Source organism: Nonomuraea sp. NPDC049421, assembly GCF_040677005.1.
Classification (GTDB): Bacteria; Actinomycetota; Actinomycetes; order Streptosporangiales; family Streptosporangiaceae; genus Nonomuraea; species Nonomuraea salmonea.
Window position 1 is genome coordinate 179,204 of the sequence record NZ_JBFAQA010000015.1, and the last position, 12,729, is coordinate 191,932.

At 70.4% G+C, this 12,729-nt stretch carries 10 protein-coding genes; 3 read left to right on the forward strand and 7 right to left on the reverse strand.

Going from position 1 to position 12,729, the window contains the following annotated elements; translation table 11 throughout:
• Positions 1–227 precede the first annotated feature (227 nt).
• Genes AB0K18_RS25770 through AB0K18_RS25780 form a run of 3 tightly spaced genes read right to left on the reverse strand, consistent with a single transcriptional unit; the run spans position 228 to position 2,761 of the window.
• Positions 228–977 carry a neutral zinc metallopeptidase gene (locus AB0K18_RS25770; protein ID WP_364918696.1) on the reverse strand — a complete coding sequence of 250 codons (750 nt, stop codon included), beginning with the start codon at positions 975–977 and terminating at the stop codon, positions 228–230.
• A gap of 31 nt (positions 978–1,008) precedes the next feature.
• Entirely contained in the window at positions 1,009–1,818 is an 810-nt protein-coding gene (locus AB0K18_RS25775) for a neutral zinc metallopeptidase (protein ID WP_364918698.1), read from the reverse strand.
• A 52-nt stretch (positions 1,819–1,870) separates the two neighbouring features.
• Positions 1,871–2,761, reverse strand: a complete 891-nt coding sequence (locus AB0K18_RS25780) for a neutral zinc metallopeptidase (RefSeq protein WP_364918701.1) — start codon at positions 2,759–2,761, stop codon at positions 1,871–1,873.
• Between the two features lie 132 nt (positions 2,762–2,893).
• Here AB0K18_RS25780 and dxs point away from each other — a divergent pair, with 132 nt between their 5' ends.
• On the forward strand, positions 2,894–4,774 hold the full coding sequence (dxs, locus tag AB0K18_RS25785) for a 1-deoxy-D-xylulose-5-phosphate synthase (RefSeq protein WP_364918815.1): 1,881 nt from the start codon (positions 2,894–2,896) through the stop codon (positions 4,772–4,774).
• Between the two features lie 142 nt (positions 4,775–4,916).
• Positions 4,917–6,389: an amino acid permease gene (locus tag AB0K18_RS25790; RefSeq protein ID WP_364918703.1), complete on the forward strand. Its 1,473-nt coding sequence runs from the start codon at positions 4,917–4,919 to the stop codon at positions 6,387–6,389.
• Between the two features lie 26 nt (positions 6,390–6,415).
• On the opposite strand, the gene AB0K18_RS25795 is transcribed toward AB0K18_RS25790, so the two are convergent.
• The 4 genes from AB0K18_RS25795 to AB0K18_RS25810 all read right to left on the reverse strand — a co-directional run bounded on the left by AB0K18_RS25795 (position 6,416) and on the right by AB0K18_RS25810 (position 10,935).
• The gene (locus AB0K18_RS25795; RefSeq protein ID WP_364363796.1) at positions 6,416–6,799 is read right to left on the reverse strand and encodes an SSI family serine proteinase inhibitor; all 384 of its coding nucleotides are present in this window, start codon (positions 6,797–6,799) and stop codon (positions 6,416–6,418) included.
• Positions 6,800–6,890: 91 nt separating this feature from the next.
• Positions 6,891–8,984 carry a 3-hydroxyacyl-CoA dehydrogenase NAD-binding domain-containing protein gene (locus tag AB0K18_RS25800; protein ID WP_364918705.1) on the reverse strand — a complete coding sequence of 698 codons (2,094 nt, stop codon included), beginning with the start codon at positions 8,982–8,984 and terminating at the stop codon, positions 6,891–6,893.
• Positions 8,981–10,144: a thiolase family protein gene (locus AB0K18_RS25805; protein WP_364918818.1), complete on the reverse strand. Its 1,164-nt coding sequence runs from the start codon at positions 10,142–10,144 to the stop codon at positions 8,981–8,983. The genes AB0K18_RS25800 and AB0K18_RS25805 overlap by 4 nt, the downstream gene beginning before the upstream one ends.
• Positions 10,145–10,206: 62 nt before the next feature.
• Positions 10,207–10,935, reverse strand: coding sequence for a hypothetical protein (locus AB0K18_RS25810; RefSeq protein ID WP_364918708.1), 729 nt, complete (start codon positions 10,933–10,935; stop codon positions 10,207–10,209).
• 364 nt (positions 10,936–11,299) lie between these two features.
• On the opposite strand from AB0K18_RS25810, the gene AB0K18_RS25815 reads away from it, so the two are divergent.
• Positions 11,300–12,685: an LCP family protein gene (locus tag AB0K18_RS25815; RefSeq protein ID WP_364918710.1), complete on the forward strand. Its 1,386-nt coding sequence runs from the start codon at positions 11,300–11,302 to the stop codon at positions 12,683–12,685.
• The last annotated feature ends 44 nt before the right edge of the window (positions 12,686–12,729 follow it).

Genomic DNA, 12,729 nt, shown 5'->3' on the forward strand with positions numbered 1-12,729 from the left:
TCTCCTCTCCAAGGGAAGAATGCGCGACGGCGGAGGAGCGGCACCCCTCGCGAGCGCCCATCAACCGCCTTGAGACAGCAGCCCGACACTTCCTGTCCCCAGGGACAGCAGTCCGGCGGTGGGGGAGTGGCGGGCGGCCCGCACTTCATCCCCCCTCCCCCAAGGGACAGAAGCGCGACGGTGAGGGAGATGCGGACGTCGCGGGTTCCACTTCTGGTGGTGGGAGGTCACGTTACTCGGTTGTTGGTGGCGGTCCAGGTGTTGCAGAAGCCGGTGGTGCCGCCTCGGTAGCCGCGGTCTTGCCACCAGGCTAAGTTGCGGGGCTTGCCGTGGATGTCGCTTTCGTTGGCTCGGCGGACGGCGGCCACCCAGTCCTTCCAGGAGATTCCCGGGCGGATGCTCTTCAGGGCGGCGCTGTAGAAGACGCCGGCGAAGCATTCGGCCTGCATCTCCAGGCGATGGCTGAGCAGTCTCCTGGCCTTGGCGGAGGCGGGGGCGTACAGGGCGGCCTGGGCGTCGAGGACGCCGATGAGGTGCTGGACGTGGTGCCCCCACTCGTGGGCGACGGAGTGGGCGATGTTCATCCTGAACGGGTCACGCAGGTCGCTCTTCGTGATGCGGATGACGATGGTGCTCTGCTCAGGGCAGTACTGCGCCCCGCTGCCGGCGATCGTCCCGCACACGGAGTCCCGCCCGGTGGTGACGCTGACCGAGGGCGGCGTGTACGCCAGCCCGGCGGCGGCGAAGCGGGCCGCCCAGAAGCCGTCGGCGCAGGCCGCCATCGCCCGGTGGAAGGCCTTGAGCGAGGCCACGTCGCCCGGCTCGATCCGGGGGATCGGGCAGCGGTGCGGGACGACGTCCCCGCTCATCGCGCCGAGCAGCCCGGACGAGGGCACCTGGGCGGCGGCGCTCGCGGGTGGCGGCGTGAGGGGTCCCGCGACCGCGCACGCCGCCAGCGCTAAAAGGAGAAGGCGCATGATCGCGGATCATAAGCCTTCGAAGAGTGATTTACCGCACCCTGGCGTTGGAGCTCGTCCAGGTGTTGCAGACCCCGGTGGACTGGGACTTGAAGCCGCGCTGCAGCCAGAAGGTGTTGCTCTTGTCGCTGCCGTGCGTGTTGTCGGCCCCGCTGCGCACGCCGATGGCGTCGAGGGCGACGGGGTTGTGGGTGCCCTTGGCCAGGATGTCCCAGTCGGAGTCGGGCCGGCCGAGTGAGTCCCAGACGCGGCCGACGAAGACGCCGGACAGGCACTGGGCCTGCAGTTCGAGGCGGCGCAGCGCGGCGTACGCGCGGTCCTCGTCACGCCCGCCGATGATCGGGTCGCCGGCCTTCATGATGCCGGTGAGCTGCTGGACGTGGTGGCCGTACTCGTGGGCGAGCACCTGCATCAGCGCCAGGTCGGTGGGCTCCTCGACGATGTTCGGGCTGAGCAGGAAGGTGATGGAGCGGTCCTTCTGGCAGTAGAGGGCCTGCGCGCCCCCGGGGAAGCGCCCGCACCGGGTCTTCGCGCCGACCTTGGTGACGATCGAGAACTTCGGCTTGGTGAAGCGGTGTCCTGCCTTCTTGACGACGGGGGCCCAGGCGCGGTCGAGGCAGTCCTTCACGGCCTCGAAGTACAGCTCGGCCTCCTCCACGCTGCCGGTGCGGACCTCGGGCTCCTCGCAGGCCCGTACGCCGGGCTTGCCCGCCTTGTAGAGCTTGTTCTTCGTCAGGACGGACGAAAAGGGAGCAGCCGATGAGGAGGCCGCGTGCGCGGTTCCGGCGAACAGCACACCGGCCAGGGCGCCCGCCATGAGCGCTAAGAAGGGGATACGCATGAGACGGCACCCTAGTGAAAAAAGGAGCTCCAGGCGAAGAAATAACGCACCATCAGGTGACATTCCGCGGATTGGCGGCCCAGGTATTGCAGGCGCCCGGCGATCCGCGATTGAACCCCCGCGTCATCCACGCGGCCTGCGTCGGCCCCTTGCCGTGGTCGTTCTGCGGCCACCCCTTGGCGCCGTTCTTCCTGAACCAGCCCACCGTGTACGCCCAGTCGGCGTCGGTGACCAGCGACGTGCCCTTCATCGTGCTCATGAACACGGCCGAGAAACACTCGGCCTGCAACTCGGAATTACGCGACAGCTGCAGCCTCTTGGCCTTGCCCGCCACCGTGCGCGCCGCCCAGTAGTAATTCCAGATGCCGGAGACCTGCTGGACGTGGTGGCCGTACTCGTGGGCGATCAGCCGGGTGATGCCGAGCGGAAAAGGGTTGCGCAGCTGGTCCTTGCTGATCATCAGGTACATCGTGCGGTCGGTGGAGCAGTAGACGCCGTCGGCGCCGGTGTTCCACGAGCCGCAGGGCGTCTTGACCTTGCGGGTGATGATGCGCAGCCGCGGCTTGGCGAACGGCATCCCGGCCTTGCGGAACTGCGCCGCCCACGCCTTGTTCAGGCAGGCCGTCACGCGGGTCAGGAAGCGGCGGTAGGCGGGCATGCTCCCCGAGGGCAGGCTGCCCGGCCGGCAGTTCACGTCCGTGAGCCGGCCGGTCTTGTAGAGGGGGTTCGCGGTGGCCGTCGCCCGTCCCGCGACCGCGGCGCCGCCGTGCCTGCTCTGACCCGCGCTGCCGGACGGCGCTGCGGGCTGCCGTCCCCCGTACGCGGAGTCGGTCGAGGTCGTGGCCACGTCCGCGAGCACCAGCGTCAAGGCGGCGGCGGCCAGCGCGAGGGCCACGCCCGCCGCGACGAGCGCCACGAGCCGGCCGGCGGGGACGGAGTTCATATGGTCCGCAAGACTAGGTCAAGATCGGACATTTGTGGGTGCATTTGACTTGATGGAGTCAGTGACGCCTTTGCGAACTAGACTCTGGGGATCGGCGCAAAAGAGCAGAGGGGAGTCGCATCCGTGAGCGGGTTGCTGGGCTCGATCGAGGGACCGCACGACGTCAAACGGCTTGCCGTCGAGGAGCTGCCGCAGCTCGCCGGAGAGATCCGCGACCTGCTCGTCGACTCCTGCGCCAGGTTCGGCGGTCACCTAGGGCCCAACCTGGGCGTGGTCGAGCTGACCATCGCCGTCCACCGCGTCTTCGACTCCCCGAACGACCCGGTCATCTGGGACACCGGCCACCAGGCGTACGTGCACAAGCTCCTCACCGGCCGGGCGGCCGGCTTCGAGGCGCTCAAGCAGGAGGGCGGCCTGTCCGGCTATCCGAGCCAGACCGAGTCCGAGCACGACTTCGTCGAGAACTCCCACGCCTCCACCGCGCTGTCCTACGCCGACGGCCTGGCCAAGGCGTTCAAGCTGCGCGGCGCGCGCGACCGCACGGTGGTCGCGATCATCGGCGACGGCGCGCTGACCGGCGGCATGGCCTGGGAGGCGCTCAACAACATCGCGGCGTTCAAGGACCTGCCGGTCGTGATCGTGGTCAACGACAACGGGCGCTCCTACTCGCCGACGATCGGCGGCCTGGCCTCCCACCTGTCCTCGCTGCGGGTCAACCGCCGCTACGAGGACATGCTCGAATACGTGAAGGACAAGCTGGGCAACGTCCCGGTCCTCTACGACGCTCTGCACGGCTTCAAGAAGGGCGTGAAAGACGTCCTGGCGCCGCAGGTGATGTTCGAGGACCTCGGGCTCAAATATCTCGGCCCCATCGACGGCCACGACGAGCAGGCCATGGAGGCGGCCCTGCGCAAGGCCCGCGACTTCCGCGGCCCCGTCATCGTGCACGCCGTCACCCAGAAGGGCCGCGGCTACAGCCCGGCGGAGAACCACGACGAGGACCAGTTCCACTCGCCGGGCGCCTTCGACCGGGCCACCGGCGCGGAGAAGCCCAAGGGCCGCATCTGGACCAACGTCTTCAGCGAAGAGCTGGTCAGGCTCGGCAAAGAGCGCGACGACCTGGTCGCGATCACCGCCGCCATGCTCCACCCGACCGGCCTCAACGCCTTCGCCGAGGCCTTCCCCGAGCGCATCTACGACGTCGGCATCGCCGAGCAGCACGCGCTGACCAGCGCGGCCGGGCTCGCGCTCGGCGGCATGCACCCGGTGGTGGCCGTCTACGCCACGTTCCTCAACCGCGCCTTCGACCAGCTCCTCATGGACGTCGCCCTGCACCGCCTGCCGGTCACGGTGGTGCTCGACCGGGCGGGCGTCACGGGCGACGACGGGGCCAGCCACAACGGCATGTGGGACCTGTCGATCCTCCAGGTCGTCCCCGGGCTCAAGGTCGCGGTGCCGCGCGACGGCGACCGCCTGACCGAGCTGCTGCGCGAGGCCGTCGAGGTCTCCGACGGGCCCACCGTGCTGCGCTTCCCCAAGGGCCCGGTCGCCGAGCCGCTGGAGGCGGTCGGCAAGCTGGGCGAGATGGACCTGCTGCGGGCTCCCGAGAGCGAGCCCGACGTGCTGCTGGTGGGTGTGGGCCCGATGGCGCAGGTCTGCATGGACGCCGCCAAGCTGCTCGACGCGCAGGGCATCGCCGCGACCGTGGTCGACCCGCGCTGGGTCAAGCCGCTCGACGAGGCGCTCGTGACGGCCGCCGCCGCGCACAAGCTGGTGGCCGTGGCCGAGGACAACGGCCGGGTCGGCGCGGTGGGCGACGCGGTGGCGCGGCTGCTGCGCGACGCCGACGTCGACGTGCCCGTACGCACCTACGGCATCCCGCAGCGCTTCCTCGACCACGCCAAGCGGGCCGCCATCCTCGGCAGGATCGGCCTGACCGGGCAGGACCTCGCCCGCCAGATCACCGAGGCGGTCGCGCGCCGCACCTCGGCCGCCGAGCCGGCCCGCCACTGACAACGCCACTGATAAACGCCGCTGAGTTCGCCTCTGAGCCTGTCGCGGCGGTGATCGGGAGCGATCACCGCCGTGCATCAGGAGCTCCAGCGGAGCAGGCGCTCGCGAGAATGATCACTCTGGGTGGGGGAAGGATCACCCGGTGGACATCTTTCGCACGAAGAGCGTCGAACAGTCGATCCGCGACACCGAAGCCCCCGAGCACCAGCTGCGCAAGCGCCTGACCGCCACGGACCTCACCGTCTTCGGCATCGGCGTGATCGTCGGCACCGGGATCTTCGTGCTGACCGGACAGGTCGCCAGAGACGTGGCGGGCCCCGCCGTGGCGGTCTCGTTCGTCGTCGCGGGCATCGTGTGCGGGCTCGCCGCGCTGTGCTACGCGGAGTTCGCCTCCACCATCCCGGTCGCCGGGTCGGCCTACACCTTCTCCTTCGCGACCCTGGGCGAGTTCCCCGCCTGGGTGATCGGGTGGGACCTGATCCTGGAGCTGGCGCTGGCCGCCGCCGTGGTGTCGGTCGGCTGGTCGGGCTATTTCGCCTCGCTGCTGGCCTCGCTCGGCCTGGAGTTGCCGGCCTCGATCGCGGGCGCCGATCCGGTGGTCAACGTGCCGGCCGTGCTGATCGTGCTCATCCTCACGGCGGTGCTGGTGGCCGGGATCAAGCTGTCCTCACGGGTCAACCTCATCCTGGTGATCACCAAGATCGCGGTGGTGCTGCTGGTGATCGTGGCGGGCCTGTTCTTCGTGAACGGCGCGAACTACACGCCGTTCATCCCCGACCCGATCCCCACGCCGCGCGTGGAGGGGTTGCAGGCGCCGCTCGTGCAGGTGCTTTTCGGCCTCGAGCCGGTGGCGTTCGGCGTGATCGGCATCTTCTCGGCCGCGGCGATCGTGTTCTTCGCCTTCATCGGCTTCGACATCGTCGCCACCGCCGCGGAGGAGACCATCGAGCCGCAGCACGACGTGCCGCGCGGCATCATCGGCTCGCTGGCCATCTGCACGGTCCTGTACGTCGCGGTCTCGCTCGTCGTGGTCGGCATGCAGAAGTACAGCCAGTTGAGCGAGGCGGCGCCGCTGTCGGACGCGTTCATCTCGGTGGGCCAGCCGTGGCTGGCCACGATCATCAGCGTGGGCGCGATCGCCGGCCTGACGACCGTGGTGCTGGTGCTGCTGCTGGGCCAGACCCGGGTGCTGTTCGCGATGTGCCGCGACGGGCTGCTGCCGCGCTCCCTGGCGGTGGTGCACCCCACGTTCGGCACCCCGGCGCGGCTGACGATCATCATCGGGCTCGTCACGATGGCGCTGGCCGGGTTCGTCTCGTTCGGGGAGCTGGCCGAGCTGGTCAACATCGGCACGCTGTTCGCGTTCGTGGTCGTCTCGCTGGGGGTGATCATCCTGCGGCGGACGCGGCCCGACCTGCCGCGGGCCTTCCGCGCGCCGCTGGTGCCCGTGCTGCCGATCCTGTCGGTGCTGGCCTGCCTCTATCTGATGCTCAACCTGCCGGTGCAGACGTGGCTGCGGTTCCTGGTCTGGATGGCCATCGGGATCGTGCTCTACTTCGCCTACGGCTACCGGCACAGCAGGACCGCGGCCCCCTGGCGCTCCTCGGGTGAGTGAGGAGCGGCCAGAGGGCCAAGGGGCGGTCAGAGCGCGAGGACCGCTCCGGTGGCCGCGCGCATGTGGCAGCCGTTGACGTAGACCTTGCCCCAGCGCACGTTCTTGCCGTACCAGGTGCCGACGATCACGGCGGCGTGCGGCTGGAACTCGCGGGTGCAGGCGGCGTCGGGCTTGACGTTGAGCTTGGCGGGGTCGCCGCCGGCCTGCTTGAGCAGGCGGCAGGCGGCCCGCGCGTTGGGGTGGGTGCCGCCGGTGGGGGCGCAGTTGAGGTAGGCCGACTTGGCGCCGCCGCCCTTGACCCCGTAGACGACCTTGAGACGAGCCTTGGGGGCTGCCGCGGCCAGCACGGGGGAGGACGACGTGGCCAGGAGGGCGGCGCAGAGCATGAGGGTGCCTGCTGCTCTCATCATGGTTACTCTCCGTTCGTAGGACGGCACCAAACGCTACGACGGATCCGGTGAAGAGGAGAGGAGGTCCGCGTACGGACCTCCTCAAGCGAGCTTAAAATCGGGCCGGTACGGACGCCACGCCCGGCGCGAGGAAACGGGGCTTGGCGACGCCGGTGCGGTCGAGATACGGCGTGATGCCGCCGAGGTGGAACGGCCAGCCCGCGCCGAGGATCATGCACAGGTCGATGTCCTGCGGCGCCGCCACCACGCCTTCGTCCAGCATGATGCGGATCTCACGGGCCAGCGCGGCCAGCACCCGCTCGCGCACCTGCTCGGCGGTGGACGGCGAGGCGCCGCCGGCGAACAGCGCGACCGCCTCGGGGTCGAGCGTGAAGTCGGGCAGGTAGACGCCCGGCTTGCCCGATTCGACGAGCTTGGCCATGTTCTCCGAGACGCCGAACCGGTCGGGGAACGCCTCGTGCAGCGTCTCGGCCACGTGCAGGCCGACGGCCGGGCCGACGAGCTGCAGCAGCGCGAACGGCGTCATCGGCAGCCCGAGGCCGTCGAGCGCGTGCTCGGCGGTCTCCAGCGGCGTGCCCTCGTCCACGGCCGCGACGACCTCGCCCATGAAGCAGGTGAGCAGCCGGTTGACCACGAACGCCGGCGCGTCCTTGACCAGCACCGACGACTTCTTCAGCGTCTTGCCGACGGCGAAGGCGGTGGCCAGCGTGGCGTCGTCGGTGGCCGCGCCCCTGACGATCTCCAGCAGCGGCATGACGGCGACCGGGTTGAAGAAGTGGAAGCCGACCAGCCGCTCGGGGTGCTTGAGGTCGGCGCCCATGGCGGTCAGCGACAGCGACGAGGTGTTGGTGGCCAGCACGCACTCCGCCGGGACGACGGCCTCGACCTCGGCGAACACCTGCTTCTTGACCGCCAGGTCCTCGAAGACGGCCTCGATGACGAAGTCGGCGTCGGCGAAGGCGTCCTTGGTGAGCGAGCCGCTGACCAGCGACTTGAGGCGGTTGGCCTGGTCGGCCGAGACGCGGCCCTTGGCGAGCAGCTTGTCCACCTCGCCGTGCACGTAGCCCACGCCCTTGTCCAGGCGGGCCTGGTCGAGGTCGGTCAGCACGACCGGCACCTCCAGGCGGCGGGCGAACAGCAGCGCCATCTGCGAGGCCATCAGCCCCGCGCCGACCACACCGACCTTGGTGACCTTGCGGGCCGGCGACGGGTCGGGCGCGCCCGCGGGCCGCTTGGCGCGGCGCTGCACGAGGTCGAAGGAGTAGAGCCCGGCCCGCAGCTCGTCGCTCATGAGCAGGTCGGCCAGCGCCTCGTCCTCGGCGGCGAAGCCCTCGTCCCTGGAGGCGGTCTCGGCCAGCGCGATCAGGTCGAGCGCCCGGTACGGCGCGGGCGCCGCGCCCCGCAGCTTCATGTCCACCAGGAACCGCGCGTCGGCCACGGCCTTCTCCCAGCCGTCGTGGGCCGGCCGCTCCACCGTCACCTCGCCCTTGACGACGCGGGCGGCCCAGCGCAGCGACTCCTCCAGGAAGTCGGCGGGCTCGAACATCGCGTCGGCGACGCCCAGCTCGTACGCCTCCCTGCCCTTGATCATGCGGTTGTTGGACAGCGGGTTCTCGATGATGAGCTTGACCGCCTTCTGCGGCCCGATGAGGCGGGGCAGCAGCTGCGTGCCGCCCCAGCCGGGCACCAGCCCGAGGAAGCACTCCGGCAGCGCCACCGCGGGCACGCCCGCGGAGATCGTCCGGTAGGAGCAGTGCAGCGCGATCTCCAGGCCGCCGCCCATGGCCGCGCCGTTGACGAACGCGAACGACGGGATGCCCAGCTCGCCGAGCCGCCGGAACACGTGGTGGCCGAGCGCGCCGATCGCCTTGGCCTCCTCGCGGGAGGTCACCGAGGCGGCGCCCTTGAGGTCGGCGCCGACGGCGAAGATGAACGGCTTGCCCGTCACGCCCACGGCCACCAGGTCGGTGCGCGCGGCGATCTCCGACAGGGCGCCGTTGAGCGCGAACAGGCCGTGCGGGCCGAAGGTGTTGGGCTTGGTGTGGTCGAAGCCGTTGTCCAGGGTGATCAGCGCCATCGTGCCCGCGCCGTACGGCAGCCGCACGTCGCGGACCAGCGCCTTGGTGACGACTTCGTCGGTGTTGCGCTCGCTCAGCAGCGACCGCCAGGTCTCGAACTCGCTCATGCCAGGTTCTCCCAGATCACGGTGCCGCCCATGCCCATGCCGACGCACATGGTGGTGATGCCGTAACGCACGTCGGGACGCTCGCCGAACTGCCGGGCGAGCTGCGTCATCAGCCGCACGCCCGAGGAGGCGAGCGGGTGGCCGTAGGCGATCGCGCCGCCGTACGGGTTGACGCGCGGGTCGTCGTCGGCGATGCCGAAGTGCTCAAGGAAGGCCAGCACCTGAACGGCGAACGCCTCGTTGATCTCGAACAGCCCGATGTCGGAGATGTCCAGCCCCGCCAGGCGCAGCGCCCGCTCGGTGGACGGGATCGGTCCGACGCCCATGACCTCGGGGTCGACGCCCGCGAACGCGTACGACACCAGCCGCATCTTCGGCGTCAGGTCCAGCTCCTCGGCGACCTCGCGGGCGGCGACCACGCACCCGGTGGCGCCGTCGTTGATGCCGGAGGAGTTGCCCGCCGTGACGTGCCCGTGCGGCCTGAACGGCGTCTTGAGCCCGCTCAGCCCCTCCATGGTGGTGCCGGGGCGGGGCGCCTCGTCCTCGACGGCCAGGCCCCAGCCCTTCTCGGCGGTCCTGATCGCGGTCGGCACGAGGTCGGGCTGGATCTTGCCGTCGGCGTACGCCTTGGCCGCCTTCTCCTGCGAGAGCACCGCGTACGCGTCGGCGCGCTCCTTGCCGATGGAGGGGTAGCGGTCGTGCAGGTTCTCCGCGGTCATGCCCATGACCAGGGCGCTCGGGTCCACCAGCCGCTCCGACAGGAACCGCGGGTTGGGATCGACGCCCTCGCCCATCGGGTGGCGGCCCATGTGCTCGACGCCGCCGGCGATCGCGACGTCGTACGCGCCGAACGCGATGCCGCCGGCGACCGTGGTCACCGCGGTCATCGCGCCCGCGCACATGCGGTCGATCGCGTAGCCCGGCACGCTCTTGGGCAGGCCGGCCAGCACGGCGGCCGAGCGGCCGATGGTCAGGCCCTGGTCGCCGGTCTGGGTGGTCGCGGCGATGGCGACCTCGTCCACGCGCTCGGGCGGCAGGCCGGGGTTACGCCGGATCAGCTCGCGGATGACGCGGACGACCAGGTCGTCGGCGCGGGTCTCCGCGTACAGACCCTTCGGCCCTGACCTGCCGAAAGGCGTGCGCACGCCGTCGACGAACACGACGTCACGAGAGGAAGGCACGGATTCGCTCCTCGTAGTTAGCAGGGGTTCCGTGCCTAATGCTACTCGTCAGTAACCACGCCGCAGACGAGGGCGGTGGTGAGCAGGCCGTAGACGATGCCCGTGGCTGGCTCCCAGAGGTGGGCGCGGGCTCCGAGCAGGGCGGCGATCGCCACGGCCGCGCCCGTCCACAGCATCGCGCCCTCGCGCGGGCGGGCGCTCCGCCCGGGGTCCCAGGGGTCGCCGGGCGATCCGCCCGCCCGCAGGACGCGCGTCACCGTCAGGGCGGCGTCGCGGGCCCACCACGGCAGGAACAGCGCGCCGGCGCCCATCGAGGCCCAGGCCATCGCGTCGGTGACGGCGCTCAGCGCGTCGGCCAGGCCGTACTGGGCGGCCTGGCCGAACAACCGGGGAACGGTCCAGCCGAGTAACAGCGTCACCGCCCAGCAGCCGGCCACCGCCAGCCGGGCCAGCGGGCGGGCGCGGCCGGAGAAGGCGGCGGCGTACAGCTCGTGCTCGCGCTCGCGGACCCGGCGGGCGCGGGCGCCCCAGACGTACTGGGTGATCGCCATCGCGGGCAGGGCGGCGGCGAAGACGGCGAGCGACAGCACCGCGAGCGGGAGCGTCTGCTCCCGCGTCGCGGCCCGGTCGGCGAGCAGCTGGGCGGTGGTGAGCAGCGCGATCGAGGCGGTGAGCGCCACGAGGGCGCCGCGCCGCGCGGACCTGGCACGGGCACGCAGCCCGGCCAGCTCCTGGGCGCCGGGAGGAGGAGCCATCTCGGTCAGAAGCATGACGTCATGATGACGTCACCGTGCGTGGTGCCGCCCGGTGTTCGGGCGCTTTGGATGGAGCCCTCGCTGAGGTAACGCAGGACTGGCCTTCGGGTCACGCTCTTCCCCATGGCGGCGTACGAACCTTGACATGATGCGAGGAGTCATACTCGTCGCTCGGCATTTGTGACTATGCTTCGCGATCATGGCGCGAGGGGTGAACCGCATGAGGGACCGGCACGACGAAGCGGTTCTGGGTCGGCGGGTCGCTCCGCCGCCCCCTCAACCGCCTCCGCCGCCACCACCGCCGCCGCCTCCGCCATCGGGCGGAAGGCGCAGGTCACAGCCTCGCAAGAACCCGCTCACGCCGCTCGGCTGGGTCAGCGTGGCGCTGACCCTCGTGCTGGTGATCGCCACGATCGGCGGCTACGCCTATTACCGCTACCTCGACAGCGGCATCGACCGCCGGCCCTTCAACGTGGGCAAGAGCCGCCCGCCCGAGACCGGCGCGCTCAACGTGCTGCTGGTGGGCTCCGACTCGCGCGAGGGCGACAACAAGAAGTACGGCCCCAAGTCGCAGCACCTCGGCGAGCGCACCGACACGATCATGCTGCTGCACATCTCCCCGAACCGGGACAACGCCACCATGATCAGCTTCCCGCGCGACTCCATGGTGCTCGTCCCGGAGTGTCAGGGACCCAACGGCGGCGTGCTGCCGCCCGGGATCAAACAGATCAACGCGGCCTTCAACGAGGGCGGCATCGAGTGCACGGCGCGGACCCTCGAGTCCCTCACCAACATCAAGATCAACCACTTCGTGAAGGTCGACTTCACCGGCTTCAAGGGCATCGTGGACGCCATCGGCGGCATCGAGATCTGCCTGCCCAAGCCGGTCAACGACCCCAAGGCCAAGCTGGTGCTCGGCGCCGGCAAGCACGTGGTGAAGGGCGAGCAGGCGCTGGGGTACGTACGGACCCGCTACGCGCTCGGCGACGGCAGCGACCTGAGCCGCATCCAGCGCCAGCAGGTGTTCCTGCAGCAGGTCATGAAGAAGATCACCGACGGCGGCCTGCTCACCGACCCCGGCGGGCTCAACGACTTCCTGCGCGCCGCCACCAAGTCCGTGACCGTGGACGAGGGGCTCACCCTCGAGCGCATGCTGGAGATCGCCAACAGCGTGCGCGGCATGACGGCCAAGGAGCTCAAGGGCATCACCGTGCCGACGGAGCCGTGGCCGCAGGACAAGAACCGCGTGCAGTTCGCCCAGCCGGCCGCCCGCGACTTCTTCGAGAACGTGCGCAACGACGTCGAGGTCACCAAGGCGCCCACGCCGGGCAAGTCCGCCGCGCCCGAGGTCAAGCGCGAGCAGGTGCGGCTGCAGGTGCTCAACGGCTCCGGCGAGGAGGGCAAGGCGCTGCAGGTGGCCGACGCGCTCGCCGCCCAGGGGTTCGTGGTGGCGCAGGTCGGCAACGCCGCCCCCACCCCGACCACCACCATCAGGTACGCCAAGAAGGACGCGGCCGACGGCCCGGCCTACGGTGACGCGGTGGCGGCCCGGCTGTCGAAGGACAAGCGCACGCCCGTGCAGGGCAAGATCAAGGCGACGATCTCGCAGCCGTACGCCGCCAAGACTCCGCCGGCCAAGACGCCGACGGGGCCGGTCATCCAGCTCGTCATCGGCAAGGACTGGCCGGGGGTCCGCGTGCTGTCGGCGATTCCCGAGTCGCTCAAGGACAAGGTCGTCGACACCAAGACGAATCCCTGCCTTTGAGCTCGTTCCAAAACATTTAGCGGGGAGCTGGCATTGGTCGGACG

Excerpts from the sequence above, each read along its gene's own strand:
- AB0K18_RS25770 (WP_364918696.1), bottom strand. The coding sequence starts at position 977 with ATGCGCCTTCTCCTTTTAGCGCTGGCGGCGTGCGCGGTCGCGGGACCC.
- AB0K18_RS25775 (WP_364918698.1), bottom strand. The coding sequence starts at position 1,818 with ATGCGTATCCCCTTCTTAGCGCTCATGGCGGGCGCCCTGGCCGGTGTG.
- AB0K18_RS25795 (WP_364363796.1), bottom strand. The coding sequence starts at position 6,799 with ATGATGAGAGCAGCAGGCACCCTCATGCTCTGCGCCGCCCTCCTGGCC.
- AB0K18_RS25810 (WP_364918708.1), bottom strand. The coding sequence starts at position 10,935 with ATGCTTCTGACCGAGATGGCTCCTCCTCCCGGCGCCCAGGAGCTGGCC.
- AB0K18_RS25800 (WP_364918705.1), bottom strand. The coding sequence starts at position 8,984 with ATGAGCGAGTTCGAGACCTGGCGGTCGCTGCTGAGCGAGCGCAACACC.
- AB0K18_RS25780 (WP_364918701.1), bottom strand. The coding sequence starts at position 2,761 with ATGAACTCCGTCCCCGCCGGCCGGCTCGTGGCGCTCGTCGCGGCGGGC.